Origin of the sequence: Actinospica acidithermotolerans (assembly GCF_018139625.1) — a bacterium.
GTDB lineage: Bacteria > Actinomycetota > Actinomycetes > Streptomycetales > Catenulisporaceae > Actinospica > Actinospica acidithermotolerans.
This window is the reverse complement of record NZ_JAGSOH010000060.1, coordinates 17,938-44,367: the sequence shown is the minus strand read 5'-3', so window position 1 is coordinate 44,367 and position 26,430 is coordinate 17,938. Positions and strand designations below refer to the sequence as shown.

The following is a 26,430-nucleotide window of genomic DNA, read 5'->3' as shown; positions in this document are numbered from 1 at the left end:
GGCACCGCGAACCGCTACGTGGCCAGCTGCGGCGGATACTGCGGATACACCGCCTCGTTCATCGGATACGCGCCCGCGGACAATCCGCAGTTGGTGATAGGGGTCTTCGTGGAAGGGCCGCAGGGCGCCGACCACTTCGGCGGAACGGTCTCCGCGCCGGTCTTCCAAAAAGTGATGTCTTTCGCATTGCAGGAACAGGGTGTCGCCCCCACCGGCGCGAAATCCCCGGATCTGCCGATCACCTGGTGACGGCTTGGTCATAGAACGGTAACCACTCGCCGCGGCGCGCGGACCCGGCGTGGGGCGTGGCACGCGTGGGGCTCATTAAGCGGTAGCCTGCCGACGTGCCCAAGCCGTCCAGTGTCGAAACCACCCCCGTGTCCGAGATCGACCCGCGTCCGCGTGCCGTTCCGGCCCGTCCCCTGGGCGAACTCGTCGCTTCGCTCGAGCAGGTGCGGATCCTCGGCCCGGAGGCCAATCGCACGTTGGCGATCAGCGGATTCACCATGGATTCGCGCGCGGTGAGACCCGGCGACCTGTACGCCGCGGTGCCCGGCGCCTCGGTGCACGGGGCCCAGTTCGCGGCGGATGCGGCCCGGCTCGGCGCCGTCGCCGTGCTGACCGACGAGCAGGGCGCCAAGACCGCCGTCGACTCCGGCCTGCCGCTGGTGGTCGTGCCCGAGGTGCGCCCGGTGCTCGGCCGGATCGGCGCCGCGCTCTACGGCCACCCGGCCGAGGCGATGACGATGCTCGGCATCACCGGCACGAACGGCAAGACGACCACGAGTTTCCTGATGGAGGGCGGGCTGCGCGCCGCGGGCCTGCACTCCGGCATCATCGGCACCACCGGCACCAGGGTCGGCGACCAGGCGGTCAAGTCGGTGCGCACCACGCCCGAGGCCCCCGACCTGCAGGCGCTGCTCGAGGCCATGCGCCGGGACTCGGTCGAGGCCGTGGCGATGGAGGTCTCCAGCCACGCGCTCGCGTACGGCCGTACCGCGGGCATCCGGTACAAGGTCGCGGCGTTCACCAACCTGACGCAGGACCACCTGGACTTCCACGCCGATTTCGAGGATTACTTCGAGGCCAAGGCGAAGCTGTTCACGCCGGGCTACACCGCGCTCGCGGTCGTGAACACGGACGATCCCTACGGCCGGCGCATCGCCGAGCGCGCCGCGTCGCTCGGCGTGCGAGTGTGGACAATCTCACCTTCCGGCGCCGCCGACGCCGACTGGCGGGCCGAGAACACCGACCTCGGGCCGGACGGCTCGGGCTTCGATCTGGTCGGTCCGGACGGCACCCGCCGCCGGGCCGGCGTACGGCTGCCCGGCGCCTTCAACGTCGCCAATGCCTTGACCGCCGTGGTCAGCCTGATCGGTGCCGGAGTGGACCCCGAGGCGGCCGTCGCCGGGGTGGCCGGGGTGGCGGGCGTGCCCGGGCGGATCCAGCCGATCGACGCCGGGCAGGACTTCCTCGCCATCGTGGACTACGCGCACACCCCCGACGCCATCAGCACGCTGCTCGCCTCGCTCCGGCCGGTGACACGTGGCAGGTTGCGGATTGTCGTAGGCTGCGGGGGCGACCGTGATCGGGCGAAGCGGCCCCTGATGGGTGCGGCCGCCGCCCGAGGCGCCGACGAAGTCGTCCTCACCAACGACAACCCCCGCTCCGAGGATCCGCTGCAGATCCTCGCGGCCGCCGAGGCCGGGGCGCGGGACGCGGTGGCGGCGGGCGCGAGCGCCGAGGTGGAGGTCTGTGCGGACCGCGCCGAGGCCATCGCCCGCGCGGTCGGGCGCAGCGAACCCGGGGACACCGTGGTGGTGGCCGGGAAGGGACACGAACAAGGTCAGGAGATCGCCGGAGTGATCCACCCCTTCGACGACGCGGCGGTCCTGCGCGCCGCGATCCAGCACGCCGCGGCCCGGCCGGAGGTAACCGGGTGATCGCGCTCACGCTCGGCGAGATCGCCGGGATCGTGGACGGCGAACTGGCGACCGGCGCGGATCCCGCGCTGGTGGTCGACGGCCCCGCGTTCCTGGACTCCCGCAAGCCGGTGCCCGGCGGCCTGTTCGCCGCCTTCGACGGCGCGAACGCGGACGGCCATGACTTCGCGGCCGCGGCGGTCGCGGCCGGGGCCGCCGCGATGCTCGGCAGCCGGGACGTCGGCGTGCCCGCCGTGATCGTCCCGGACGTGGAGGCCGCGCTCGGCCAGCTGGCCCATGAGCTGCTGCGGCGGCTGCCGGACGTCACCGTGATCGCGCTGACCGGCTCCTCCGGCAAGACCTCCACCAAGGACCTGCTCGGCCAACTGCTGTCCGCGCACGCGCCGACCGTCTTCACCGAGGGCTCGTTCAACAACGAGATCGGCCTGCCGCTGACCGTGCTGCGCGCCGACGCGGACACCCGCTTCCTGCTGCTGGAGATGGGCGCGCGCGGCGTCGGCCACATCAAGCAGCTGTGCGAGCTCGCACCGCCGAAGGTCGGCCTGGTGCTCAACATCGGCACCGCGCACGTCGGCGAGTTCGGCTCCAAGGAGATGACCGCGCAGGCCAAGGGCGAGCTGATCGAGGCGCTGCCGGGCGACGGCTTCGCGGTGCTGAACGCCGACGACGACTACGTCGCCCGGATGGCCTCGCGCACCCAGGCCCCCGTCGTCTGGTTCGGCGAGCAGCCGTCGGCGCGAGTGCGCGCCGAGGACGTCGAGATCGACGAGAACGGGTGTGCGGGTTTCACCTTGACCGCCGACGGTGTCGAGGCGCCGGTGCGCCTGCGCTTCGTCGGCGAGCACCACGTCTCCAACGCCCTGGCCGCCGCCGCGGTCTGCGTGGGAGTCGGAATGCCGGTACCCGCGATCGCCGCCGCGATCGACGCGGCCGAACCGCTCAGCGGCGGCCGGATGACCGTCACGCACCGCGCCGACGGCGTCGTGGTGATCGACGACGCGTACAACGCTAACCCCGAGTCCATGCGCGCCGGGCTCAAGGCCCTGGTCACGCTCGCCCGCTCGCGCCCCGAGGGCCGGTCCTGGGCCGTGCTCGGGCACATGGCCGAGCTGGGCGAAAGCTCGGCGGAGGCGCACGACGCGCTCGGCCGGCTGGCCGTGCGGCTGCGGGTGGACCGGCTGCTGGCCGTGGGTCCCGACGCCCGGATGATCCACGCCGGCGCGCTGCATGAAGGCTCCGGCGGACAGGAGTCCGCGACCGTGGCCGACGCCGACGAGGCGATCGCCGTGCTGCGCGGGGAACTGCGCCCCGGCGACGTCGTCCTGGTGAAGGCCTCCAACTCCGTCGGCCTGCGGCGGGTGGCCCGTGCCCTGCTGGAGGACGCACGATGATGAGAGCGGTTCTGTACGCCAGCGTGATCGCGCTGGTGTGCTCCCTGATCGGCACCCCGATGGCGGTGAAGTTCTTCGCGCGGCGCGGCTACGGCCAGGAGATCCGCGAGGACGGGCCGCAGACCCACCAGGTCAAGCGCGGCACGCCCACCATGGGCGGCACCGTCATCGTGCTCTCCACGCTGATCGGCTACTTCGTCACCAAGCTGGCCACCGGCAAGTGGCCGACGGACTCGGCGCTGCTGGTGCTGTTCCTGATGACGGGCCTCGGCGCGGTCGGCTTCGTCGACGACTTCATCAAGATCTTCAAGCAGCGCTCGCTCGGCCTGCGCGCCAAGGCGAAACTCGTCGGCCAGTCGATCGTGACGGTCGCGTTCGCGGTGCTGGTGCTGCACTTCCCGAACTCGATGGGCCTGACCCCGGCGAGCGACCACGTCTCGTTCCTCTACGACATCGGCTGGCTGGGCCTGGGCCCGGTGCTGTTCGTGGTCTTCGCCTACCTGCTCATCGCGGGCTGGTCGAACGCGGTGAACCTGACCGACGGCCTGGACGGCCTGGCGGCCGGCGCGTCGGTGATGGCCTTCTCCGCGTACGTCGTCATCGGCGTGTGGCAGTACGGCCAGAGCTGCGGTTCCTCGCCCAGCAAGGGCTGCTACGAGGTGCGCGACCCGCTGGACCTGGCGATCGTGGCCGCGTCGCTGATGGGCGCGTGCTTCGGATTCCTCTGGTGGAACGCGGCGCCGGCCAAGATCTACATGGGCGACACCGGCTCGCTGGCCCTCGGCGGCGCCTTCGCCGGCCTGGCGATCTGCTCGCGCACCGAGCTGCTCGCGGTGGTCATCGGCGGCCTGTTCCTACTGGAGATGTTCTCGGTCATCATCCAGGTCGGCTACTTCAAGGCCAGCAAGGGCAAACGCGTCTTCAAGATGGCGCCGTTGCACCATCACTTCGAGATGCTCGGCTGGCCCGAGGTCAACGTCGTCATCAGATTCTGGATCATCGCCGGCCTGTGCGTGGCGCTCAGCCTGGGCGTGTTCTACGGCGGATTCGCAGCGACGAAATGAGTGACCAGAGCGTGGACGCGATCGACTGGCGTCAGCCCGACCCGTACGGCGTCGCATCGGTTCCCTGGGAAGGCCTGCGGGTGTGCGTCGTGGGCGCGCGCGTCGTCGGCATCTCGGCCGCGTACGCGCTGCTGGACCTCGGCGCGGACGTGCTGCTGTGCGACCGCTACGACGACGCCGAGACCGCGGAGCGCTCGGCCCCGGTCGCCGAGCGCGGCGCCACGCTCCGGCTCGGCGACGACAAGACGCTGCCGGAGGGCTGCGACCTGCTGGTCGTGGTCCCCGGCATCCCGCCGAGCGCCCCGATCGTCGCCGCCGCCCGGGAGGCCGGCATCCCGGTCTGGGGAGACGCGGAACTCGCGTGGCGGCTGCGCAAGCCGCTGCCGGACGGCTCCTTCGCGCCCTGGCTCGGCCTGACCGGCACCAACGGCAAGACCACCGCCGTGCGCATGCTCGCCGCGATGCTCGAGGCGGGCGGCAAGCGTGCGGTCGCGTGCGGGAACGTCGGATTCCCGCTGGTAGACGCCGTCCTGGCCGAGGAGCCCTACGAAGTCCTCGCGATCGAACTCTCCAGCTACCAGCTGCACTGGTCCGAGTCGCTGAGCCTGCACGCCGCCGCCGTCCTGAACGTCGCGCCGGACCACCTCGACTGGCACGGCTCGATGGAGCAGTACATCGCGGCCAAGGCGAAGATCTACGAGCGCTGCCGCGTCGCGTGCGTCTACAACGTCGCCGACAAGATCACCGAGCGCATGGTCGAGGAGGCCGACGTCGTCGAAGGCTGCCGGGCCATCGGCTTCACCCTCGGCGCCCCCGGCCTGTCGATGCTCGGCGTCGTCGACGGAATCCTCGCCGACCGCGCGTTCATCGAGGACCGCCGCACCTCCGCCGCCGAGCTCGGCACGATCTACGACGTCGAGCCGCACGCCCCCCACAACATCGCCAACGCCCTGGCCGCCGGCGCCCTGGCCCGCGCCTACGGGGCCCCCGTCGAGGCGGTCCGCGACGGGCTGCGCAACTTCCGTCCGGACCCCCACCGCATCGAGTTCGTGGCGGTACTCGACGGTGTCGACTACGTCGACGACTCGAAGGCCACCAACACCCACGCCGCCGCCGCCTCCCTGGCGTCCTACGAGCACATCGTCTGGATCGCCGGCGGCCTGGCCAAGGGCGCCGAGTTCGACGACCTGGTCGAGAAGTCCGCCAAGCGCCTGCGCGGCGTGGTCCTCCTCGGCCAGGACCGCGCCGTCATCGCCGAAGCCCTGCGCGAAAAGGCCCCCGACGTCCCCATCCGCGACATCGGCGGCGCCGACACCGGCCTCGACGGCCCCGCCGCGATCGACCTCATCCTCGACGCCGCCGCCGACCTGGCCCACAAGGGCGACACCGTTCTGCTGGCCCCCGCCTGCGCCTCGATGGACATGTTCGTCTCCTACAACCAGCGCGGCGACCTGTTCGCCGCCGCGGTCAAGGCCAGAAAGGCCGCGCAGGGCTGACCTCGCAGGTTGCGGTCTGATCACAACCGAAGTCACATGCGTCGCACGAATAACTCAAGAGGAAGTGCGTCACGGAAGTGCCCGGCGCCGAAAAGGCGAAGGTCAAAAACCGCTCTTACGGTCTGGCGCATGGTTACCCCATCGCATGAAGCGATGCATCACTACTTCCGTGACCGACCGGAGAGCATCGATCAGCTCTTCCGCGCTGTCGGGTTCACCACGTTCCCCGACATCGTGGCGACCGAGGATCTCTCCGGGGACGTCACGATGCTCGATCCGGTTCCGCGCCAAGCGGACTCGGTGGTGAAGGCGCGAACGAAGGAGGGCGACGAGTTCGTCCTCATATTCGAGGCTCAGCAGGGACGGCCAGAGGAGAAGCGAATCCGGTGGCCGCAGTACGTCACCAGCCTGCACGACCGCCACGAGATGCCGGTCGTCCTCGTCATCGTCTGCAACGATCGCGCTACGGCGGACTGGGCCGCACGTCCGATCACGATCAGGACGGAGTTCTGGCAGACCTGCGTGGTCCGTCCTCTCGTGCTCGGTCCGGACGAGGTCCCGGTGCTGAAAGGTCCGATCAGCGACGCGGACCTGATGCTCGCCGTGTTCGGCGTCATCACGCATGGCAGGGACCGGAGCATCCTTGGCATACTGGAGCCGCTGGCGAAAGCGGTCCACCAGACCGACGAGGAAATGCGCACCAAACTCGCCCTGGAGATCCAGTCCGCGCTCATCGAGCCGGTACTCGCACAGAAGTGGAAAGAACTCATGCTGCTCATGACGACCGATGAAGAGAGCATGCGCGCGAACCCGGTCTTCGGCGAGGTGCTGCGGAAGGTCGAGGACGCGGCCGAGGCCAAGGGCGAAGCCGAGTCCATCCTCATCGTGCTCGAGGACCGGGAGATCGAGGTCACCGACGCGCAGCGCGAGCGGATCCTCGCAGTCCACGACCGGGAGCTGCTGCGCCGCTGGCTGCGGATGGCGCTGCATGTCAGCGCCGCGGACGAGCTGTTCGGCTGACGCCGCCTCACCTTCGTGGCTGCCTCGGAGCGGTCGCCGTCGCGGAATCCCGTGGCGGTGACCGCTCTGTGCGGGGTGATGCGCTAACCTCGCGAAGGTCAGGGGCGGTGGAAAGGTTGGGCGGCGCAGGCATGGGTGTGGTGGTGTGGGCGCGCACCGGGCTGGGGCAGGCCCGGCAGTGGCTGCGACACCCGATGGCGCCGTACTTCATGCTCATCGGGGCCACGACGCTGCTGGTGGGGATCGGGCTGATCGAGGTCTACTCGGCGTCGACCACCAACAACCTGGTCACCGGGAAGCCGGAGCTGGGGACGATCGCGAAGCAGGCGGCTTCGGCGGCGATCGGGGTGCCGCTGCTGATCGTGGCGGCGCGGCTGCCGGTGCGGGTGTACCGGCTGATGGCGTATCCGCTGCTGATCGTCACGCTGCTGCTGCTGGTCGCGGTGCTCGCGTTCGGGCAGGTGTCGACCGGCGGCAACCAGAACTGGCTGGTGCTCGGGCCGCTGACGCTGCAGCCGAGCGAGTTCGCGAAGTTCGCGCTCGTGCTCTGGGGCGCGGATCTGCTGGACCGCAAGCAGAAGCGGCTCACGACGTGGGACCACCTGATCGTGCCGCTGCTGCCGATGTGCGGGCTGATCATCGGACTGGTCATGCTCGGCGGCGACATGGGTACGTCGATGGTCATCGGGGCCATCGCGTTCAGCCTGCTGTTCGTGGTCGGGGCGCCAGCTCGCCTCTTCACCATTCTGACCGGCGGCGCGGCGGGGCTGGCGACGCTCGCGGTGCTGATCCGGCCCAGCCGGGTGCGGCGGTTCACGGAGTTCCTGTCGAGTTCCTCCGCCGACCCCTCCGGTACCGGGTACCAGGCGGCGCAGGGGTTCAGCGCGCTGTCCTCCGGCGGGTGGTTCGGGGTCGGGCTCGGCGCCAGCCGGGAGAAGTGGGGGCAGCTGCCCGAGGCGCAGACCGACTTCATCTTCGCGATCGTCGGCGAGGAGATGGGGCTGTTCGGGGCGCTGGCCGTGCTCTCGCTGTTCGTCGTCGTCGGGTACTCCGGGCTGCGGATAGCGGTCAGTGCGCAGGACGGGTTCATCCGGCTCGCCTCGGCCGCCGTGACCGGCTGGCTGATGGCGCAGACGCTGATCAACCTCGGCGCGGTGCTCGGCGTGCTGCCGATCGCGGGCGTGCCGCTGCCCTTCGTCTCCTACGGCGGCTCGTCGCTGCTTCCCTCCCTGGCCGCCGTCGGCATGCTGCTCTCCTTCGCCCGCACGCAGTACCGCAACGGGGAGGTCGAGGACCTGAGGGACGGCCCCTCCGATGGCCCCTCCTCCGACGCGTCGGCACCCGCTAAGCTCGGCTCGCGCACTCCGAAGGCCCGCGCTCGCGCCGCCGAGAAGTTGGGAAACACCTTGTGACCGAAGACGCTCCGCTGCACGTGGTGCTGGCCGGCGGCGGCTCCGCCGGGCATATCGAGCCGGCTCTCGCGCTCGCCGACGCCCTGTGCCGCCGGGACGCCCGGAACGAGATCACCTGCATCGGCACCACCCGCGGCGGCCTGGACACCAGGCTGATCCCGGCACGCGGCTATCCGCTCGAGCTGATCCCGGCCGTGCCGATGCCGCGCAAGCCGACGATCGACGTGTTCACCGTCCCCTCGCGGCTGGCCGGGACGGTACGCCGGACGGTCGATGTGCTGGACAAGGCGCGTGCGGACATCGTCGTCGGCTTCGGCGGCCACGTCGCGCTGCCCGCCTACTTCGCCGCGCGGCGCCGCTCGGTGCCGATCGTGGTGCACGAGGCGAACGTGCGTCCGGGGCTCGCCAACCGGATCGGCGCCCGGATGACGGAGTGGATCGCGACGGGCTCGCCGGACTGCCGGCTGAGCGGCGGACGGTACCTGGGCGTGCCGCTGCGCCGGATGATCTCCGAGCTCGACCGGCGGGCCCGGCGCGAGGAGGCGATCGAGTTCTTCGGGCTGCGCAAGGACGCGGTGACGCTGCTGGTCTCCGGCGGCTCGCTCGGCGCGCGGCGGCTCAACGAGGCGATCGAGGACGCGGCCGAGCAGTTCTCCGCGGCCGGGGTGCAGATCCTGCACGCGCTCGGCCGCGGCGCGTGGCGCGACGACGTCGAGTTCCCGGTGAGCGGGGCGCCGTACGTGCGCGTACCGTACCTGGATCGGATGGATCTGGCGTACGCGGCGGCGGACGCGATGCTCTGCCGCGGCGGCATGATGACCTGCTCCGAGCTCGCGGCGGTCGGCCTGCCCGCGGTGTACGTGCCGCTGCCGATCGGCAACGGCGAGCAGCGGCTGAACGCGGCGCCGGTGGTGCGCGCGGGCGGCGGGCTGCTGGTGGAGGACGAGGAGCTCACGCCGGCGTGGCTGGCGGCGAATCTGCTGCCGCTGCTCGCCGATCGCGAGAAGCTGGACGAGATGGGTAAGGCCGCCGCCGAGTTCGGGCGGCGGAACGGTGACGAGGCGTTGGTGGACCTGGTGTACGAGGCGGTGCGCGGCGGCGCTGCGGAGATGGCGGAGGCGATGGTGGCGGCGGAAGCGACCGTGACTGCGGAGGCGGACCAGTGAGCAACATCCACGACCTCTACCACCAGCTGCTCGACCCGCTGCCCCCGGCCGAGGAGCTGGGGCGGATCCACTTCGTCGGCATCGGCGGCGTCGGCATGGCGCCGGTCGCGCGCGTCGCGCTGGAGCGCGGCCTGCCCGTCTCCGGCAGCGACATCAAGCGCACGGTGCCCCTCGACGAGCTCGAGCGCGACGGCGCGCTCGTCACGATCGGCCAGCGCCCCGAGAACCTCGACGGCGTGGACACCGTCGTCGTCTCGACCGGCCTGCGCGCGGACAACGTCGAGGTCCTCGCGGCCAAGGAGCGCGGCCTGCGCGTCATCCACCGGGCCACGGCGCTCGGCTCGCTGATGGTCGGCCGCACCTCGGTGCTCGTCGCGGGCACGCACGGCAAGACGACGACGACCTCCATGCTCGCCGTCGCGCTGGCCGAGCTCGGTCTCGACCCCTCGTACATCATCGGCGGCGAGATCGGCGCGACCGGCGTCAGCGGGCACGCGGGCAAGGGCGAGGTCTTCGTCGCGGAGGCGGACGAGTCGGACGGCACGTTCACGCACTACGAGCCGGACATCGCCGTCATCACGAACGTCGAGCTTGACCACCCGGACTACTTCGAGTCCGTCGATGCCGTGTACGAGGCTTTCAAGGGCTTCGTCGACAAGATCAAGCCCGGTGGCACGCTCGTGGCCTGCGTCGACGACGCCGGCGCCCGGATCTCGATCGAGCACGCCCGCGCCAAGGGGATCAAGGTGCTCACCTACGGCGTCGCGGAGAACGCGGATGTGCGCATCACGGACGTCACCCTGGCGAGCGGTAGCTCGAAGGCGCGTCTCGCGGGTGACACGGAACTCGACCTGAACATGACGGGCCGTCACAACGTGGAAAACGCGGCGGCGGCCGTGACCGTTCTGTCCGCGTTCGTCGAGCGCGCCTCCGCCGCCAAGGCGCTCGCCCACTTCACCGGCGCGCGCCGCCGGATGGAGCTGATCGGCGAGGCCGGGGGAGTGCGCGTCTACGACGACTACATGCACCACCCGACCGAGATCGCCGCCACCCTCGCCGCGTATCGCGAGCTGGCCGGGGACGGCCGGCTGATCGTCGCGTTCCAGCCGCAGCGCTACTCCCGCGCGCGGGCGTTCCTGCGCGAGTACGGCGCCCCGCTCGGTGCCGCGGACCTGGTCGCGGTGCTCGAGGTCTACCCGGGCTCCGGCGAGGACCCGATCCCGGGCGTGACCGGCTCGGTCATCGCGCAGGACGTGCCGCTGCCCGCCGAGCAGGTCGTCTTCGAGCCGGAGACGGCGAACGTCCCCGCGCTGCTGGCCGGCTGGGCGCGGCCGGGCGACCTGGTCGTGACCGGCGGCGCGGGCAACATCACCACCGTGGGCCCGAAGCTGCTCGACCTGCTGCGCGCCCGCGCCGAGAACCGGGGTTAGCTTTGACCGAGGGCGCGCAGCGCGTCTCCGATCTGCCGGCCCGGCTTTACGCCGCCCGGCTGCGGGCGCGCGCCCGCTGGCGCCGGCTTTCGGTGACGCTCACGGTGGCCGCGTGCCTGCTCGCCCTGATCGGCTATCTGCTGCTCTGGCACACTTCGCTGATCGCCGTGCGCGGTATCAAAGTGGCCGGAGTGAAAAGTATTACCGCCGCGCAGGTATTGACGGCGGCTCAGATCGGCAGCGGCGGCCCGATGGCCGCATTGAACACCGCCGCGGCGGCCGCCCGCATCGAGCGGATTCCGCAGGTCGCCTCCGCGAATGTGCGCAAGGACTGGCCGGGAACGGTCGTCATCACGGTCACCGAGAGGCAGCCCGCCGCGCTCGTTCCCGACGCGCGGGGATATCAGGTCGTCGACAGCGGCGGCGTCGTGTTCGGGCAGGTGGCGAAGCCGTCGAAGGGCCTGCCGGTCATCACGGTCTCGGCCCCGGCGAAGGCGGCCGACGTCGTCCCCGGCGCGCTCGCCGCGCTGCGGGCCCTGCCGTCGGGCGTCTCGAAGCAGATCTCCGCGATCACGGCGTCTGATCCGTATGCCATCACGCTGCGATTCACCGACGGCGCGACGGTGAATTGGGGCGGTGGTGACGACGCCGTCGACAAAGCGCGGGATCTCGTGGCGCTGCTGCGCATCGGCGGCGGCAGGCACTACGATGTGAGCGCACCTGATGCTCCGGCAATGTCATAAAATAAGCTGATAATGCGTTGAAGCGTCAAGGAATCAGCGAAACTGCGGTGGGGTGAGTTTCGGCGTGTTCGTTGCGGGGTGAGCACTGTCCGACCTACTGTCGTTTCGTCGATCGAGTCATCTAGATGATGTTGACGGCCGTCAGGGGCGATACAGTTCTTGACTGGACCGTGTGCGCGGCCGCTGACCGCGCGCCGCGGCGAACAACTCACCAGCGCGAGAGGCCTTCGAATCGTGGGTGCACCCCAGAACTACCTCGCCGTCATCAAAGTCGTGGGCATCGGCGGCGGCGGCGTCAACGCGATCAACCGGATGATCGAGGTCGGACTCAAGGGTGTCGAGTTCATCGCGATCAACACCGACGCGCAGGCGCTGCTGATGAGCGACGCGGACGTCAAGCTCGACGTCGGGCGCGAACTGACGCGCGGGCTGGGCGCGGGCGCCAATCCCGAGGTGGGCAAGAAGGCCGCCGAGGACCACGCCGAGGAGATCGAAGAGGTCATCAAGGGCGCCGACATGGTGTTCGTGACGGCCGGCGAGGGCGGCGGCACCGGCACCGGCGGCGCGCCGGTGGTGGCCCGCATCGCGCGTTCGCTCGGCGCGCTCACCATCGGCGTGGTGACCCGGCCGTTCACCTTCGAGGGCCGCCGCCGCGCGACGCAGGCCGAGGAGGGCATCGCCGCGCTGCGCGAGGAGGTCGACACCCTCATCGTCATCCCGAACGACCGGCTGCTGTCCATCTCCGCGCCGGGCGCCACCGTGCTGGACGCCTTCAAGTCCGCCGACCAGGTGCTGCTCAGCGGCGTCCAGGGCATCACGGACCTGATCACCACGCCGGGCCTGATCAACCTGGACTTCGCCGACGTCAAGTCCGTCATGTCCGAGGCCGGCTCCGCGCTGATGGGCATCGGCTCGGCCCGCGGCGAGAACCGGGCGACGGCCGCGGCCGAGATGGCGATCTCCTCGCCGCTGCTCGAGGCCTCGATCGACGGCGCGCGCGGCGTGCTGCTGTCCATCTCCGGCGGCTCCGACCTGGGCCTGTTCGAGATCAACGAGGCCGCGCAGCTGGTCTCCGAGGCGGCGCACCAGGACGCGAACATCATCTTCGGCGCCGTGATCGACGACGGGCTCGCCGACGAGGTGCGGGTCACCGTGATCGCCGCGGGCTTCGACGGCGGCCAGCCGACCAAGCGCCGCGAGCCGGTGATCACGCACGCCGAGAAGGTCGAGCCGGGGTCGACGAACGTGCACGACGGGATGCTCGGCACCACGAAGGGGGCGCCGGAGCACGACGAGAACGCCAGCACCGCGCAGCTGCCGACGATCCCGCCGACCCGGGCCGAGGACGACATCGACATCCCCGATTTCCTGAAGAACATCAACTAGTAGCCGCGCTTCGGGCCGGCTCCGTGGAGGTCCAGAGCGTCTTCGAGCACGGCCGGTTCCGTTTCACGACGTGCGGGGCGGCGGCGGCACGGGCGAGCGGATAGGCTCGGTTCCGTGGAGATCTACGAGCACGGCCGGGTCCGCTTCGCCTTCTCGGACCGGCACGGCGGCGTCAGCGCGGCGCCCTACGGTTCGCTCAATCTCGCCGACCACGTCGGCGACGATCCGGCGGCGGTGCTGCGCAACCGCGGGCTCGCCGCGACCGGGCTCGGGCTCGATCCCGAGCGCGTGCTGTATCTGACGCAGGTTCACGGCGCCGAGGTCGCCGTGGCCGAGGAGCCGTGGGCGGACGCCGAGCGGCCCGAGGCGGACGCCAGCGTCACCGCCGTGCCGGGGCTCGGCCTGGCCATCATGGTCGCCGACTGCACTCCCGTGCTGCTGGCCGATCCGGAGGCCGGGATCGTCGCCACCGCGCACGCGGGCCGCCCCGGGATGGCCGCCGGCGTGGTCCCCGCGACCGTCGCGAGGATGGTCTCGCTGGGCGCCGAACCCGCCCGGATCATCGCGTACACCGGACCGGCCGTGTGCGGGTCCTGCTACGAAGTGCCGGAGGCGATGCGCGCCGACGTCGCGGCCCGGGTGCCGGAGTCCTTCGCCACCACGAGCTGGGGAACCCCCGCGGTGGACGTGCCCGGCGGGGTCTGGGCGCAGCTGGCCGCCGCCGGAATCGCCCCGGAGCACGGCCACCGCTCGGAGATCTGCGCGATGGAGTCCAAGGACCACTACTCCTACCGGCGCGAGGGCGCGACCGGCCGGTTCGCCGGATTCGTCTGGCTGGCCGACGCCGCGGACGCCGCCTGATGGCGGATCGGGCCGCCGAGATCGCCGCGAACCTCGCCGCCGTCCGCGAGCGGATCGCCGCCGCGTGCGCCGCGGCCGGGCGCGGCGCCGAGGAGGTGACGCTCGTCGCCGTCACCAAGTTCCGTCCGGCCTCTGATGTTCTCGAGTTGCTGCGGCTCGGGCAGCGCGTGCTCGGCGAGAACCGGGACCAGGAGGCGTCGGCGAAGGCGAAGGAGGTGGCCGAGGCGCTGGTGTCGGATTTTGCCGACGTGGCGTCGATTCCCGCGCCCGAATGGCATTTCATCGGTCAACTCCAGACCAACAAGGTCAAATCAGTCGTCTCCTACGCCGACGTCGTCGAGTCGGTCGATCGGCTCTCTCTGGTCGCCGCGCTGGATAAGGCGGCGGTTCGGGCGCAGCGCGAGATCCGCGCGTTCGTGCAGGTCAACCTGGATCCGGAGGCGGTACGCGACGGCTCGGGCCGGGGCGGCGCGCATCCGGAGGAGGTGCTCGAGCTGGCCGACGCGGTGGCCGGAACCGATGCGTTGCGCCTGGCCGGGCTCATGGCCGTGGCCCCGCTCGGGTCGCCGCCGGAACCGGCGTTCGAGCGTCTCGCCGCCCTCGCGGGGGAACTGCGTGGCGCCCACCCTGACGCCGTGTCACTCTCGGCAGGGATGAGCGGCGATCTCGAGGCCGCGGTCGCGGCGGGTGCGACACACGTCCGGATCGGGACCGCGTTGCTCGGCGGCAGGCCGCGACTGCGGTAACGTCGTGATTTGAGACGGTTTCTTGGGTAAAGCCGATCACCCGCTGACTGGCACACCGAACCTAGTCGGCGCGACGACCAGGATGAGACGGAAGGACGGGTCAATGCCCGGATTCATCAAGAAGACGGCCGTCTACCTCGGTCTGTCCGAGGGGGAGGACCCCTACGCGTACGACGAGGACGACTACGAGTCGGCCGAGCCCGAGCAGCCGCACGCCGAGTCGGCGCCGGAGGAGCGCGAGGAGGAGTTCGTCCCGCGCTTCGCCCAGCAGCCGCCGCGCTACAGCGAGTCCGCGACGCCGCGCCAGGCGCAGTCCTCCGCCGCCGAGCAGGAGGTGCGACCGCTGTTCCTGGCCGAGCAGCCGCGGCGCAACGCGGTCCCGGTGCCGGCCCGCCCGTCCGCCTCCTCGATCCGGCCGACCACGGTCGCGGTGCTGCCGGACTCCTACGAGCGCAACGGATCCGGCGGCGGGGAGCCCTACCGGATCACCACCCTGCACCCGCAGCGCTACGACGACGCGCGCACCATCGGCGAGCACTTCCGCGACGGCACCCCGGTGATCATGAACCTCAGCGAGATGGGCGACCCGGACGCGAAGCGCCTGGTCGACTTCGCGGCGGGCTTGGTCTTCGGCCTGCGGGGAAGCATCGAGAGGGTGACGCAGAAGGTGTTTCTGCTCTCACCTGCTAACGTCGATGTGACGGCCGAGGACAAGGCCCGCATCGCAGAGGGCGGGTTCTTCAACCAGAGCTGACCGACGGTGTCCGGACGGGCGCCGCGGGTGACGGCGGTCCGGAAGGAACGGTGCGGGAGATGGGGCACGTGGCGATCCAGGTGGTCACGGTGGTGCTCTGGGTCTACTGGATCCTGCTCATGTTCCGGCTCGTGATGACGTGGGTTTTCCAATTCGCCCGCTCTTACGATCCGCACGGTGTCATGCTGGTTGCCGTGGAGTCCGCCTATACCGCCACCGATCCGCCGCTGAAGTTTCTGCGGCGGTACATCCCGCCGTTGCGGATCGGCGGTCTGGCGCTCGACCTGGCGTTCTTGCTGTTGGTGATCATCCTGTTCCTGGCGATCCAGTTCGTGGGGACGATCTGAGGGACGATCTGACGATACATAACAGCCAGGACACGAGATATTGTCTGTCCGGTACGCCGACGACCACGCCGAGGTGAAGAGATGCCGTTGACCCCCGAGGATGTGCACAACAAGCAGTTCACTACAGTCCGCCTCCGCGAGGGCTACGACGAGGAAGAAGTCGATGCCTTCCTGGACGAGGTGGAGGCGGAGCTGACCCGTCTGCTGCGGGAGAACGAGGAGCTGCGCGCCAAGCTGGCAGCGGCGACCCGTGCCGCGGCCCAGGCCCAGCAACAGGCGCAGCAGGCCCAGCAGCAGGCCGCGCAGCAATCCGGTCCGATGGATCGGGGTGGGCCTGGCCCGATGGACCGCTCCCCGGTGCCCATGGACCGGATGCCGCAGCGTCGCGAGCCGCAGCCCATACCTCCGCAGCTGCCCGCCCCGATGCCGATGGCCATGGCGGTGCCGCAGCAGCCCCAGTTCCCGCAGGCGCCGGGCGGCGACTCCGCCGCGCGCGTGCTGGCGCTGGCGCAGCAGACGGCCGACCAGGCGATCGCCGAGGCGCGCAACGAGGCCAACAAGATCGTCGGCGAGGCCCGCACCCGGGCCGACGGTCTCGAGCGCGAGGCCCGCAGCAAGGCCGAGGCGCTGGAGCGGGACGCGCAGGAGAAGCACCGCGTCGCGATGGGCACGCTGGAGCAGGCCCGCGCCTCGCTGGAGCGCAAGGTCGAGGACCTGCGCGCCTTCGAGCGCGAGTACCGGCAGCGGCTCAAGTCGTACCTGGAGAGCCAGATGCGGCAGCTCGAGTCGAACAGCAGCGACGACTCCGCCCTGGCGCGCAGCTCGAGCTCCTCGTTCGGCGGCGGCGTGCCGCAGCTCGGCCCGGGCACCTCGGCGGCGGCCCAGTCCGCCCCGCCGGTCCAGGCCCCGCAGGTCCCGCAGCCGCAGCCCGTTCCCGGGATGGGCGGCCTCGGCTCCTCCGGCGTGGGCATGATGCCCGGCCTCGGCCAGTCCGGCCCGCAGCCGAGCTACGCCGCGGCCGTGCCGAACCCGGGCATGCCCGGTCCGGCTCCCGCCATGGCCGGCTCGATGAGCCAGATGACCCAGACGATGGCCCCGATCCGGCCCGGCGTCCCGCCGCAGCCGAACCCGGGCATCCCGCAGGCGCCCTCCCCGATGCGCGGCTTCCTCATCGACGAGGACCCCGACAGCTGACGGCTCGGCTCCCGGCCGGCTCCACCTGATCCACCTGATTCACCCCTCGGCATTCGGCGCACGCTCCGGGGGCTCGCGGTCCGGCGTGGTACCGCGGCTCCCGGAGGGCTCGCCGAATGACGGGTATACGGCCCCGCACGCGGTTCCTGACCCGGCGTCAATACTAGCCGTATTCATGCTCTCACAGAAAGTGCGCTCTGGCGCACCGCCCCGTACGGCTGCTTCACTGCCCCTGTGGGTCAGGAGACGGCCGCGGACTGGCGGGCGGCGCTCGCGGCGGCGAGCGCGGGCTACGCGGCGTCCGCGCTACGGGAGCCGCGGGAGAGCGATCCGGCGGCGGTGGGCCCGTACCGCGTCGAGGCGGTACTCGGGCAGGGCGGCATGGGCCGGGTGTTCCTGGCCCGCCACAGGGCCGCGCAGGGCGCCCAGCCGGTCGCCCTCAAGGTGCTCTCGCACACCGACGACGCCACGGCGCGCGCGAGGTTCCGGCGCGAACTGGCCGCCGCGCGCAGGGTCGAGGGCGAGGGAACGGCCCGGGTGCTCGACGGGGACCCGGACGCCGACCCGCCCTGGCTGGTCACCGAGTACATCGAGGGCCCGACGCTGGATCGCCTGGTGGCCCAGCGCGGCCCGTTCCCGGCCCATGCGGCCGCCGGGCTCGCGGTCGGCGTGGCCGGCGCCCTCGCCACGATCCACGCCGCGGGCGTCGTGCACCGCGACCTGAAGCCCGCGAACATCATCCTGGCCCCCGACGGCCCGCGCGTCGTCGACTTCGGCATCGCCCGCACCGCCGACTCCACCACCCTGAGCGTGACCGGCTGGACCATGGGCACGCCCGGCTACATGGCCCCCGAGCAGATCGTCGATCCGCGCACGGTCGGCCCGGCCGTGGACGTCTTCGCGCTCGGCGCGGTGCTGGTCTTCGCGACCTGCGGCCTCTCGCCGTACTCCGGCGGCGACCCGGCATCGGTCGTCTACCGGATCGTGCACGGCGAGCCGAACCTCGACGGCGTGCCGGGCGAACTGCGCGAACTCGTCGCCGACTGCCTGGCGCGGAACCCCGCGGACCGACCCCGCCCCGAGGCGGTGGCCGCCGCGGGCCTGCGCATCGTCGACCGCCTCACCCGACGCGGGACGGTCCCGCCGGCCGAGCCGATCCTGCCGGACCCCGTCTCGGCCGCGGCCCAGACCGTCGTCACGCCGTCGCTTCCCGAGCCCGGGCGCACATCCGAACCCGCCCGACGTTCCGCCGCCCCGACCGGTGATCGCCTTCCGGTCCTTCGACGGCGGCGGCGCGCGATCGGCATCCTCGCGGCCCTACTCGCCGCCGCGCTGGGTGTGAGCAGCTGGTTCGCCGTCGAGGCGTTCGGCCGGCCCGAGCACACCGCGTCCGGTTCCGCGACGCTGCCGGCCACGGCCGGAACCACGTCCTCGGCGAAGCAGTCCGCGGGCGCGACGGCGTTCGCCGGGGGCACCGTCGTGGCCGGAGTGGGGTGCCCGAGCACGAAATGGGCTGTGTTTTCCGTCACATCCGGCAGTTTGGAGACCGACGTCCACGGCGGCGATCCGGCGTGCGGCGGCGCGGCGGACGCTTTTCGCAAATCGGGCAAAAGCGCGAAATCCGGGTCGAGCGCCGACTGGTCCTTCGACTTCAAACGGCCGGTGACCTGCACGCTGAAGATCTACATCGCGAACGCCGATCCCTCGTCCGGCTTCGCGGTCTACCAGATCGCGGCGGGAGGCTCGGAGAACCGCTTCCGGATCGACCAGGCGGAGAACAAGGGCGCGTTCGTGGCCAACGCGGACCTCGAGAACCTGAGTGCGCCCGACGGAGTGATCCGGCTGACGCTGACCGACATCAGCGTGATCAACGGCGATCAGAACCATGTGACCGCCTCCTCGGTCTCCGCCGCCTGCCGGGCCGGCTGAGAGCCGAGCCGACAGGCGGCGTTGCGATCAGGCCGCCGAATCAGGCCTTGGCGACCGTGAACTCCAGGCCGAGCTCCTCGTCCCGGAAGGCGTCCGCGCCGAGCGCCGCGCCGTCCGCGGCGAACTCCACGGCCAGCACCTCCTCGGCGATCGTGGACTGATGCGCCGTCAGAGCCGAGGCCGTGTCGGCGTCGGTCGCGAACCAGCGCAGCGTGATCCGGTCCGAGACGTCGAGGCCGCTGGTCTTGCGCGCCTCCTGGATCAGCCGCACGGCGTCGCGGGCGAGGCCGGCGAGCTTGAGCTCCGGAGTGATCGTCAGATCCAGCGCGACGGTCTCGCCGCCGGCGGTGGCGACCGCCCAGCCCTCCTTCGGGGTCTCGGTGACGACGACCTCCTCGGCCGTCACCTCGACCGGCTCTCCCTCGACGGTGACCGTGGCCGCGCCGCCGGAGCGCAGCGCCGCCGCCAGTTCGGCCGCGTCCGCCGCCGCGATGGCGTTGGCCACCAGCGGCGTCCGCTTCGCGAACCGCTTGCCGAGAGCGCGGAAGTTGCCCTTCGCGCTGTACTGCAGCAGGTCGCCAGCGGCCTCGCTGAGCGCCTCGGTGCTCTGCACGTTGAGCTCCTCGGCGATCTGCGCGCGCAGCTCCTCGCCGAGCTCCGCCCAGCCGCTCGCGCCGACCAGGGCCCGGCCGAGCAGCTGCCGGGTGCGCACCGCGGACTCGGCGCGGGTGGCCCGGCCGAGCTCGACCAGCCGCCGCACCATCGCCATCTGCGCCTGCAGCCGGTCGTCGATCGCGCCCTCGTCGGCGACCGGCCACGCGGCCAGGTGCACCGACTCCGGGGCCTCCGGCGTCACCGGGCGCACCAGGTCCTGCCAGACCCGCTCGGTGATGAACGGCACCAGCGGGGCCATCAGCCGGGTCAGCGTGTCCAGCACGGTGTGCAGCGTCGCCAGCGCGGCCGGCTCCGCCTTCCAGAACCGCCGCCGGGAGCGCCGCACGTACCAGTTCGACAGGTCCTCGACGAAGCTCGCGAGCAGCTTGCCGGTCTGCTGGGTGTCGAAGTCCTCCAGCGCCGCGTCCACGTCCCTGACCAGGCGGTTGAGCTCCGAGAGCACCCAGCGGTCCAGCACCGGCCGGTCCTCGACCGCGGGGTCGGCCGCGGACGGCGTCCAGTTCCCGGCCCGCGCGTAGAGCGCCTGGAAGGCCACGGTGCTCCAGTAGGTGCCGAGCGTCTTGCGCACGACCTCCTGGATCGTCCCGTCGCCCACCCGGCGCGCCGACCACGGCGAGCCGCCGGCCAGCATGAACCAGCGCAGCGGGTCGGCGCCGTGCCGGTCCATCAGCGGGATCGGCTCCAGGATGTTGCCCAGGTGCTTGGACATCTTCCGCCCGTCCTCGGCCATGATGTGGCCCAGGCAGAGCACGTTCTTGTACGAGGACTGATCGAACACCAGCGTGCCGATCGCCATCAGCGTGTAGAACCAGCCGCGCGTCTGGTCGATCGCCTCGCAGATGAAGTCCGCCGGGTAGGAGGCGTCGAACTCCTCGACGGAGCCGTCGACGTGCGGGTAGCCGCGCTGCGCGAACGGCATCGAGCCGGCGTCGTACCAGCAGTCGATGACCTCCGGCACGCGCTCGGCAGCGGCGCCGCAGGGCTCGTCGCCGTCCTTCGCCGGGCACGCGAACGTGACCTCGTCGATGAACGGGCGGTGCGGGTCCAGGTCCGCGAGGTCGCGCCCGGCCAGCGAGCCGAGCTCCCCGAGGGAGCCGACGCATGTGAGGTGGCCCTCCGCGCAGCGCCAGATCGGCAGCGGCGTGCCCCAGTACCGGTTGCGGGAGAGCGCCCAGTCGATGTTGTTGTTCAGCCAGTCGCCGTAGCGGCCGTGCTTGACGTTCTCCGGGTACCAGTTCGTCGCCTCGTTCTCGCGCAGCAGCGCGTCCTTGATGGCGGTGGTCCGGATGTACCAGGACGGCTGCGCGTAGTAGAGCAGCGCGGTGTGGCAGCGCCAGCAGTGCGGGTAGGAGTGCTCGTACTCGAGGTGCCGGAAGAGCACGCCGCGGTCGCGCATGTCCGCGACCAGGCGCTCGTCCGCCTTCTTGAAGAAGACGCCGCCGACCAGTGGCACCGACTCGTCGAACGTCCCGTCCGGGCGGATCGGGTTGACCACCGGCAGGCCGTAGCCGCGGCAGATCTTGAGGTCGTCCTCGCCGAACGCGGGGGCCTGGTGGACCAGGCCGGTGCCGTCCTCGGTGGTGACGTACTCGCCGAGCACGACGTAGTGCGTCGGGACGTCGGTCGGGAACTCGACCAGCTCGAACGGACGCTGGTAGGACCAGCGCTCCATCTCGCGGCCGGTGTACGCCGGGCCGACCTGCTCCCAGCCCTCGCCGAGCGCCTTCTCGACCAGCGGCTCGGCCACGACCAGCGTCTCGGCGCCGTCGGTCATCGCCACATAGGCCACGTCCGGGTGAACCGCGACGGCCGTGTTGGACGGCAGGGTCCACGGGGTGGTCGTCCACACCAGCAGCGCGGCCCGGCCTTCGAGCGGGCCCGAGGTGAGCGGCATCCGCACGTACACGGACGGGTCGACGATGGTCTCGTAGCCCTGCGCGAGCTCGTGGTCGGACAGGCCGGTGCCGCAGCGCGGGCAGTACGGCGCGACGCGGTGGTCCTGGACCAGCAGGCCCTTGTCGAAGATCTGCTTGAGCGACCACCACACCGACTCGATGTACGAGGGGTTCATGGTCCAGTAGGCCTTGGACAGGTCCACCCAGTAGCCCATGCGCTCGGTGAGCTTCTCGAACTCGCCGACGTGCCGCTTGACCGATTCGCGGCACTTCTCGTTGAACTCGGCGATTCCGTACTCTTCGATGTCCTTCTTGCCGGTGAAGCCGAGCTCCTTCTCCACGGCGAGCTCGACCGGCAGGCCGTGGCAGTCCCAGCCGCCCTGCCGCTCGACGCGGTAGCCCTTCATCGTCTTGAAGCGCGGGAAGACGTCCTTGAAGACGCGCGCCTCGACGTGGTGGGTGCCGGGCATGCCGTTCGCGGTCGGCGGGCCCTCGTAGAAGGTCCAGCGCGGTCCGTCCGCGGTCGCGTCGAGCGACTTCCGGAAGACGGACTCACGGCGCCACAGGTCGAGCACCTCGTGTTCGAGGGCGACCAGGTCCGCCTTGGCGGGTACGGGTCGGTACATGGGCGGGCCCCTCCGCGGCTCGTCGCGTGCTGCGAGGCTTTCGCAGCATCGGTCACGAAGGGACGAGCGCGCGTCCTGCAGACGGCGTCCCGCGGTACCACCCTCCTTGGCGCGGCGGCCGTGCCCGGCTTCCGCGCCCACTCAACTCGCGGAAAGGCCGGTTCTACTGAGGAGCCCGGCAAGGCTCCCGTTCTTCCGGCGGCTCGGGGGTGATGGCCCCGTCGTCGCCGTCGCGATCCGCAGGGCTCCAGTGTACGGCCTCGTGGAACGCTTCTCGCGCGATTAGATTTTCCGCATGGAAGCCGCCGTGAAGATCGCCATCCGGGTCAAGCCCGGCTGGTCGCCGCGTGGCCGGGCCGGCCAGCCGGGCGCCGTGACCGTCAGCCTCTCGGGCTCGGCGCGCGCCAGAGTGGGCGGGTCGTACGGAGACGCGGGGGCGCTCGTCGTGGCAGTGACGGAGCGCGCGGTGGACGGGCGCGCGACGGCCGCCGCGGTCGAGGCGGTGGCGGCCGCGCTCGGGCTGCCCAAGTCGGCCGTCACGCTGCACACCGGCGCCGCGAGCAGGGACAAGGTGCTGCTGGTCCGGGATCCGCCGGCCGATCTGGCGGACCGGCTCGCGGCGCTTCGGGGTTGAACTAGGGACGCGACCATGCGAAACCGCATGGTCGCCGAGCGTAACGTCAGCCGGTCGGCCCAGCGTTCCGGCGAAAAAGATCTTCATCGTTCCGTGATTAGCGATTCGGCCGACCGGGCACCAATCTGCCGCGTAACCCGTTATGCGGAATGGGTGAACGGCGCGGACCGCGCCGGCCCGCCCGCAGCCCGGCCGGCCCACCGCGCACTCGCAGGTGGTGACCGGTCCTTTTGATCCGATCCGAGAGCGAGGGATGCACCTTGAGCACCACCGCGCGTACCACCGCCACCCCGGCGGCCTCGTCGCCCGCAGCCAAGACCGCGAAGAAGGCGCCCGCGGCCAAGCCCGCCGCGCGCCCGGCGACCAAGGCGCCCGCCGCCCGCGCCCCGCGCACCCCCGCTCGCACCGTGAAGCCCAGGGCCGACCTCGAGTCGCTGCCGGTACGCCCCGGCGAGGACCCGTGGACCGCCGAGGAGATCGCCGAGGTCGAGGGCGACCTGCGGGCCGAGGTCGACCGGCTGCGCGCCGACGTCGCCTCCGCCGACCAGGCGCTCGGCGACCTGCTGCGCGACGCGGGCACCGGGGCCGGCGACGACCAGGCCGACACCAGCTCGAAGAACTTCGAGCGCGAGCACGAGATGTCCATCGTCAACAACGCCCGCGACATGCTGGTGCAGTCCGAGCGCGCCCTCGCGCGCATCGCGGCCGGCACCTACGGCGTGTGCGAGTCCTGCGGCGAGGGCGTCGGCAAGGCCCGTCTGCAGGTGTTCCCGCGCGCGACGCTGTGCAAGGACTGCAAGGAGAAGCAGGAGCGGCGCTAGCCGAGGCCGGGGGGCCGGGTGCCCGTCGCAGGTGCCCGGCCGCGTCACGACGCGGTCCACGTCAAGACACGGTCAACGCGCGCACGTTTGTACTGTTAAGGTCGCCGGGTGGAAACAGCACAGGAGGACGCAGACCGCGCGTCCCACGGCGAGCAGCGGACGCCCTCGTCCGCCGAGGTCGAGGCGGCCGCGACGGGCCCGCGCCGGCGCCGGGTCGGCATACTCCTGACCGTCGCCGGGATCGTCTACGTCCTCGACGTGATCACGAAGTACCTGGTGGTGGCCAAGCTCACCCCGGGCCAGCCGGTGCACGTGCTCGGCTCCTTCCTGCAGCTGACCTACACGCGCAACTCCGGCGCGGCCTTCTCCATCGGCTGGGGATACACCGCGGTCTTCTCGCTCATCGCGATGGGCGTCGTCTTCGTCATCCTGCGCCTGGCCCGGCGCCTGTACAGCGCGCCCTGGGCGGTCGCCCTCGGCCTGCTGCTCGGCGGCGCGATCGGCAACCTGACCGACCGGATCGCCCGCGCCCCCGGCCTGTTCCGCGGCTGGGTCGTCGACTTCATCCAGTTCCCGCACTTCGCGATCTTCAACGTGGCCGACGCCGGGATCACCTGCGGCGGCGTGCTGATGGTGCTGCTCGCCTTCCGCGGCCTGCACCCGGACGGCACCGACGAGCGCCGTGCGCAGCCGCCGGCCGACCCGCCCGCCGACGCTCCGGCGGACTCCCCGTCCGCGCCGGAGTGACGCGACGCGGCTGAGCGATCGCTTACCTACCGGTATCCTGAGGGCGTGACCTCCAGCCAGTCCCGCTCCCTGCCCATCCCCGACGGCCTGCACGGCGAACGGGTCGACGCCGCGCTGGCCCGGATGTTCGGGCTCTCCCGGACGAAGGCCGCCGAGCTCGCCGAGCAGGGCCTGGTGGCCATCGACTTCAAGTCCGTGGGCAAGTCCGACAAGGTGCGCGGCGGCGCGTGGCTCGAGGTCGAGCTCCCGCCCCCGCCCGGCGCCGAGGACTTCGACGCGGCCGCCGTCGCCGAGCCGGTCCCCGGGATGCGCATCGTGCACGACGACGACGACATCGTGGTCGTGGACAAGCCGGTGGGGGTCGCCGCGCATCCGAGTCCGGGCTGGCTCGGGCCCACCGTCGTCGGCGGGCTGGCCGCCGCGGGCTACCGGATCTCCACGTCCGGTGCGGCCGAGCGCCAGGGCGTCGTGCACCGGCTGGACGTCGGCACCTCCGGCCTGATGGTCGTCGCCAAGTCGGAGCACGCCTACTCGGTGCTGAAGGACGCGTTCCGCGAGCGCACCGTGGACAAGCGGTACAACGCGCTGGTCCAGGGCTACCCGGACCCGATGAGCGGCACCGTCGACGCCCCGATCGGCCGGCACCCGAAGCTCGACTACAAGTGGGCGGTCACGGCCGACGGCAAGGACTCGGTCACCCATTACGACACGATCGAGGCGTACCGCCGGGCCACGCTGCTGGACATCAAGCTGGAGACCGGCCGCACGCACCAGATCCGCGTGCACATGTCGGCGCTGCACCACCCCTGTGTAGGCGACCTCACCTACGGCGCCGACCCCAAGCTCGCCCAGCACCTCGGGCTCAACCGGCAGTGGCTGCACGCCGCCCGGCTCGCCTTCGCGCACCCGGCCACCGGCGACCGGGTCGAGTTCGCCTCGCCGTATCCCGAGGATCTGCAGCACGCCCTCGATCTGATCGCCGCCGAGAGCTGATCCCGGCCGTCGCCCGCGTCGCCACCATCACCGCCTCGGCACGAACAACGTCCCGCCCGTCCGCCGCACCCTCCCGAAGGAGCGTCCCCGCCATGAGCACCGTCAGCCGCGAAGTCCACCTCGTCCGCCGACCGCACGGCGAACCGGTTCAGGACGACTTCTCCCTCGTCGAGACCACCGTCGGCGCCCCCGAGCCCGGCCGGGTGCTGATCCGCAACGAGTGGCTCTCGGTGGACCCGTACATGCGGGGCCGGATGAACGACGTGAAGTCGTACGTTCCGCCGTTCCAGCTCGGCGCCCCGATGGAGGGCGGCGCGGTCGGCACCGTCGTCGAGTCCGCGGACGAGTCGATCCCGGTCGGCGCGACCGTGCTGCACATGGCCGGCTGGCGCGAGTACGCGAGCATCCCCGCGAAGCACGCGCAGATCGTGGACACCGAGATCGCCCCGGCGCAGGCCTACCTCGGCGTGCTCGGCACCACCGGCCTGACCGCGTACGCGGGCCTGGTCGAGGTCGCCCCGGTCAAGGAGGGCGACGTCGTGTTCGTCTCCGGCGCCGCGGGCGCGGTCGGCTCGGTGGCCGGCCAGATCGCCAGGAAGCTCGGCGCGTCCAAGGTGATCGGCTCCGCGGGCGGCCCGGAGAAGGCCAAGAAGCTGACCGACGAGTACGGCTTCGACGCCGCGATCGACTACCGGCTCGGCAACCTCGAGGCCCAGCTCAAGGCGGCGGCGCCGGAGGGCGTCGACGTGTACTTCGACAACGTCGGCGGCGACCACCTGCGCGCGGCGATCGCCCGGTCGAACGTCGGCGGCCGGATCGCGCTGTGCGGCGCCATCTCGCAGTACAACGCGACCACGCCGGTGCCGGGACCGGACAACCTGGCCCAGGCGATCGGCAAGCGGCTCACGCTCAAGGGCTTCATCGTCATGGACCACATGCACCTCGCCCCGACCTGGGTGCCGCAGGCCGCGCGGTGGCTCGCGGACGGCGAGCTGCGCGCCGAGGAGACGGTCGTGGACGGCGTGGACCACGCCGTCGACGCGTTCCTCGGCCTGCTCCGCGGCGCCAACACCGGCAAGATGCTGATCCGTCTCTGACCTGCCGTCCGGCGCACTGCGGAAGATTTCACCTCCCGGGCCTTGCGGCGTTCGCGGGCC

General features: G+C 71.5%; 23 protein-coding genes. 22 read left to right on the top strand and 1 reads right to left on the bottom strand.

From position 1 onward, the window contains the following. From KDK95_RS19980 to KDK95_RS19900, 17 genes are all read left to right on the top strand, one after another. Positions 1–249, top strand: a 249-nt coding sequence (locus tag KDK95_RS19980; protein WP_249161565.1) for a penicillin-binding transpeptidase domain-containing protein, incomplete at its 5' end; no start/stop codon positions are given. Positions 250–344: 95 nt separating this feature from the next. After that, a complete protein-coding gene (locus KDK95_RS19975; protein ID WP_307844491.1) occupies positions 345–1,943 on the top strand; it encodes a UDP-N-acetylmuramoyl-L-alanyl-D-glutamate--2,6-diaminopimelate ligase in 1,599 nt (532 codons plus the stop codon). Further along, positions 1,940–3,334 (top strand): UDP-N-acetylmuramoyl-tripeptide--D-alanyl-D-alanine ligase, encoded by a 1,395-nt coding sequence (locus KDK95_RS19970; protein WP_212519732.1) that lies wholly within the window; start codon positions 1,940–1,942, stop codon positions 3,332–3,334. Before KDK95_RS19975 ends, KDK95_RS19970 begins: the two co-directional genes overlap by 4 nt. After that, positions 3,334–4,398 carry a phospho-N-acetylmuramoyl-pentapeptide-transferase gene (gene mraY, locus KDK95_RS19965; protein WP_212519739.1) on the top strand — a complete coding sequence of 355 codons (1,065 nt, stop codon included), beginning with the start codon at positions 3,334–3,336 and terminating at the stop codon, positions 4,396–4,398. Before KDK95_RS19970 ends, mraY begins: the two co-directional genes overlap by 1 nt. Further along, on the top strand, positions 4,395–5,894 hold the full coding sequence (gene murD, locus KDK95_RS19960; RefSeq protein WP_212519731.1) for a UDP-N-acetylmuramoyl-L-alanine--D-glutamate ligase: 1,500 nt from the start codon (positions 4,395–4,397) through the stop codon (positions 5,892–5,894). The genes mraY and murD overlap by 4 nt, the downstream gene beginning before the upstream one ends. 153 nt (positions 5,895–6,047) lie before the next feature. Next, positions 6,048–6,914, top strand: coding sequence for a hypothetical protein (locus KDK95_RS19955; RefSeq protein ID WP_212519730.1), 867 nt, complete (start codon positions 6,048–6,050; stop codon positions 6,912–6,914). A 131-nt stretch (positions 6,915–7,045) separates the two neighbouring features. After that, a complete protein-coding gene (ftsW, locus tag KDK95_RS19950; protein WP_212519728.1) occupies positions 7,046–8,326 on the top strand; it encodes a putative lipid II flippase FtsW in 1,281 nt (426 codons plus the stop codon). Positions 8,327–8,340: 14 nt separating this feature from the next. Next, positions 8,341–9,492: a UDP-N-acetylglucosamine--N-acetylmuramyl-(pentapeptide) pyrophosphoryl-undecaprenol N-acetylglucosamine transferase gene (locus KDK95_RS19945; RefSeq protein WP_306466607.1), complete on the top strand. Its 1,152-nt coding sequence runs from the start codon at positions 8,341–8,343 to the stop codon at positions 9,490–9,492. Further along, positions 9,489–10,922: a UDP-N-acetylmuramate--L-alanine ligase gene (gene murC, locus KDK95_RS19940; RefSeq protein ID WP_307844489.1), complete on the top strand. Its 1,434-nt coding sequence runs from the start codon at positions 9,489–9,491 to the stop codon at positions 10,920–10,922. The genes KDK95_RS19945 and murC overlap by 4 nt, the downstream gene beginning before the upstream one ends. Before the next feature lie 2 nt (positions 10,923–10,924). Beyond that, complete coding sequence (locus tag KDK95_RS19935; protein WP_212519726.1) at positions 10,925–11,665, top strand: cell division protein FtsQ/DivIB; 741 nt, start codon at positions 10,925–10,927, stop codon at positions 11,663–11,665. A gap of 234 nt (positions 11,666–11,899) precedes the next feature. Further along, entirely contained in the window at positions 11,900–13,051 is a 1,152-nt protein-coding gene (gene ftsZ / locus KDK95_RS19930) for a cell division protein FtsZ (protein ID WP_307844488.1), read from the top strand. 114 nt (positions 13,052–13,165) lie between these two features. Further along, the gene (pgeF, locus tag KDK95_RS19925) at positions 13,166–13,912 is read left to right on the top strand and encodes a peptidoglycan editing factor PgeF (RefSeq protein WP_212519725.1); all 747 of its coding nucleotides are present in this window, start codon (positions 13,166–13,168) and stop codon (positions 13,910–13,912) included. Next, complete coding sequence (locus tag KDK95_RS19920) at positions 13,912–14,658, top strand: YggS family pyridoxal phosphate-dependent enzyme (RefSeq protein ID WP_212519724.1); 747 nt, start codon at positions 13,912–13,914, stop codon at positions 14,656–14,658. Before pgeF ends, KDK95_RS19920 begins: the two co-directional genes overlap by 1 nt. Before the next feature lie 103 nt (positions 14,659–14,761). Then, positions 14,762–15,412, top strand: a complete 651-nt coding sequence (locus KDK95_RS19915) for a cell division protein SepF (protein WP_212519723.1) — start codon at positions 14,762–14,764, stop codon at positions 15,410–15,412. Positions 15,413–15,471: 59 nt separating this feature from the next. Continuing rightward, positions 15,472–15,759 (top strand): YggT family protein, encoded by a 288-nt coding sequence (locus KDK95_RS19910; RefSeq protein WP_282971488.1) that lies wholly within the window; start codon positions 15,472–15,474, stop codon positions 15,757–15,759. An 81-nt stretch (positions 15,760–15,840) separates the two neighbouring features. Continuing rightward, complete coding sequence (locus KDK95_RS19905; protein ID WP_212519722.1) at positions 15,841–16,953, top strand: DivIVA domain-containing protein; 1,113 nt, start codon at positions 15,841–15,843, stop codon at positions 16,951–16,953. 234 nt (positions 16,954–17,187) lie between these two features. Then, positions 17,188–18,882 carry a serine/threonine-protein kinase gene (locus KDK95_RS19900; RefSeq protein WP_212519721.1) on the top strand — a complete coding sequence of 565 codons (1,695 nt, stop codon included), beginning with the start codon at positions 17,188–17,190 and terminating at the stop codon, positions 18,880–18,882. Between the two features lie 40 nt (positions 18,883–18,922). On the opposite strand, the gene ileS is transcribed toward KDK95_RS19900, so the two are convergent. After that, positions 18,923–22,078, bottom strand: a complete 3,156-nt coding sequence (gene ileS / locus KDK95_RS19895) for an isoleucine--tRNA ligase (protein WP_212519720.1) — start codon at positions 22,076–22,078, stop codon at positions 18,923–18,925. Between the two features lie 295 nt (positions 22,079–22,373). On the opposite strand from ileS, the gene KDK95_RS19890 reads away from it, so the two are divergent. The 5 genes from KDK95_RS19890 to KDK95_RS19870 all read left to right on the top strand — a co-directional run bounded on the left by KDK95_RS19890 (position 22,374) and on the right by KDK95_RS19870 (position 26,370). Beyond that, the gene (locus KDK95_RS19890) at positions 22,374–22,712 is read left to right on the top strand and encodes a DUF167 domain-containing protein (RefSeq protein ID WP_212519719.1); all 339 of its coding nucleotides are present in this window, start codon (positions 22,374–22,376) and stop codon (positions 22,710–22,712) included. Positions 22,713–22,972: 260 nt separating this feature from the next. Beyond that, positions 22,973–23,533 (top strand): TraR/DksA family transcriptional regulator, encoded by a 561-nt coding sequence (locus tag KDK95_RS19885; RefSeq protein ID WP_212519718.1) that lies wholly within the window; start codon positions 22,973–22,975, stop codon positions 23,531–23,533. A 108-nt stretch (positions 23,534–23,641) separates the two neighbouring features. After that, complete coding sequence (gene lspA / locus KDK95_RS19880; RefSeq protein WP_212519717.1) at positions 23,642–24,280, top strand: signal peptidase II; 639 nt, start codon at positions 23,642–23,644, stop codon at positions 24,278–24,280. Between the two features lie 45 nt (positions 24,281–24,325). Then, complete coding sequence (locus KDK95_RS19875; RefSeq protein ID WP_307844485.1) at positions 24,326–25,273, top strand: RluA family pseudouridine synthase; 948 nt, start codon at positions 24,326–24,328, stop codon at positions 25,271–25,273. Between the two features lie 92 nt (positions 25,274–25,365). Continuing rightward, the gene (locus KDK95_RS19870; protein WP_212519716.1) at positions 25,366–26,370 is read left to right on the top strand and encodes an NADP-dependent oxidoreductase; all 1,005 of its coding nucleotides are present in this window, start codon (positions 25,366–25,368) and stop codon (positions 26,368–26,370) included. The last annotated feature ends 60 nt before the right edge of the window (positions 26,371–26,430 follow it).

Coding starts and splice junctions, on each gene's coding strand:
- mraY (WP_212519739.1), top strand. CDS start 3,334: ATGAGAGCGGTTCTGTACGCCAGCGTGATCGCGCTGGTGTGCTCCCTG.
- murD (WP_212519731.1), top strand. CDS start 4,395: ATGAGTGACCAGAGCGTGGACGCGATCGACTGGCGTCAGCCCGACCCG.
- KDK95_RS19955 (WP_212519730.1), top strand. CDS start 6,048: ATGCATCACTACTTCCGTGACCGACCGGAGAGCATCGATCAGCTCTTC.
- ftsW (WP_212519728.1), top strand. CDS start 7,046: ATGGGTGTGGTGGTGTGGGCGCGCACCGGGCTGGGGCAGGCCCGGCAG.
- KDK95_RS19920 (WP_212519724.1), top strand. CDS start 13,912: ATGGCGGATCGGGCCGCCGAGATCGCCGCGAACCTCGCCGCCGTCCGC.
- KDK95_RS19915 (WP_212519723.1), top strand. CDS start 14,762: ATGCCCGGATTCATCAAGAAGACGGCCGTCTACCTCGGTCTGTCCGAG.
- KDK95_RS19910 (WP_282971488.1), top strand. CDS start 15,472: ATGGGGCACGTGGCGATCCAGGTGGTCACGGTGGTGCTCTGGGTCTAC.
- KDK95_RS19905 (WP_212519722.1), top strand. CDS start 15,841: ATGCCGTTGACCCCCGAGGATGTGCACAACAAGCAGTTCACTACAGTC.
- ileS (WP_212519720.1), bottom strand. CDS start 22,078: ATGTACCGACCCGTACCCGCCAAGGCGGACCTGGTCGCCCTCGAACAC.
- KDK95_RS19890 (WP_212519719.1), top strand. CDS start 22,374: ATGGAAGCCGCCGTGAAGATCGCCATCCGGGTCAAGCCCGGCTGGTCG.
- KDK95_RS19870 (WP_212519716.1), top strand. CDS start 25,366: ATGAGCACCGTCAGCCGCGAAGTCCACCTCGTCCGCCGACCGCACGGC.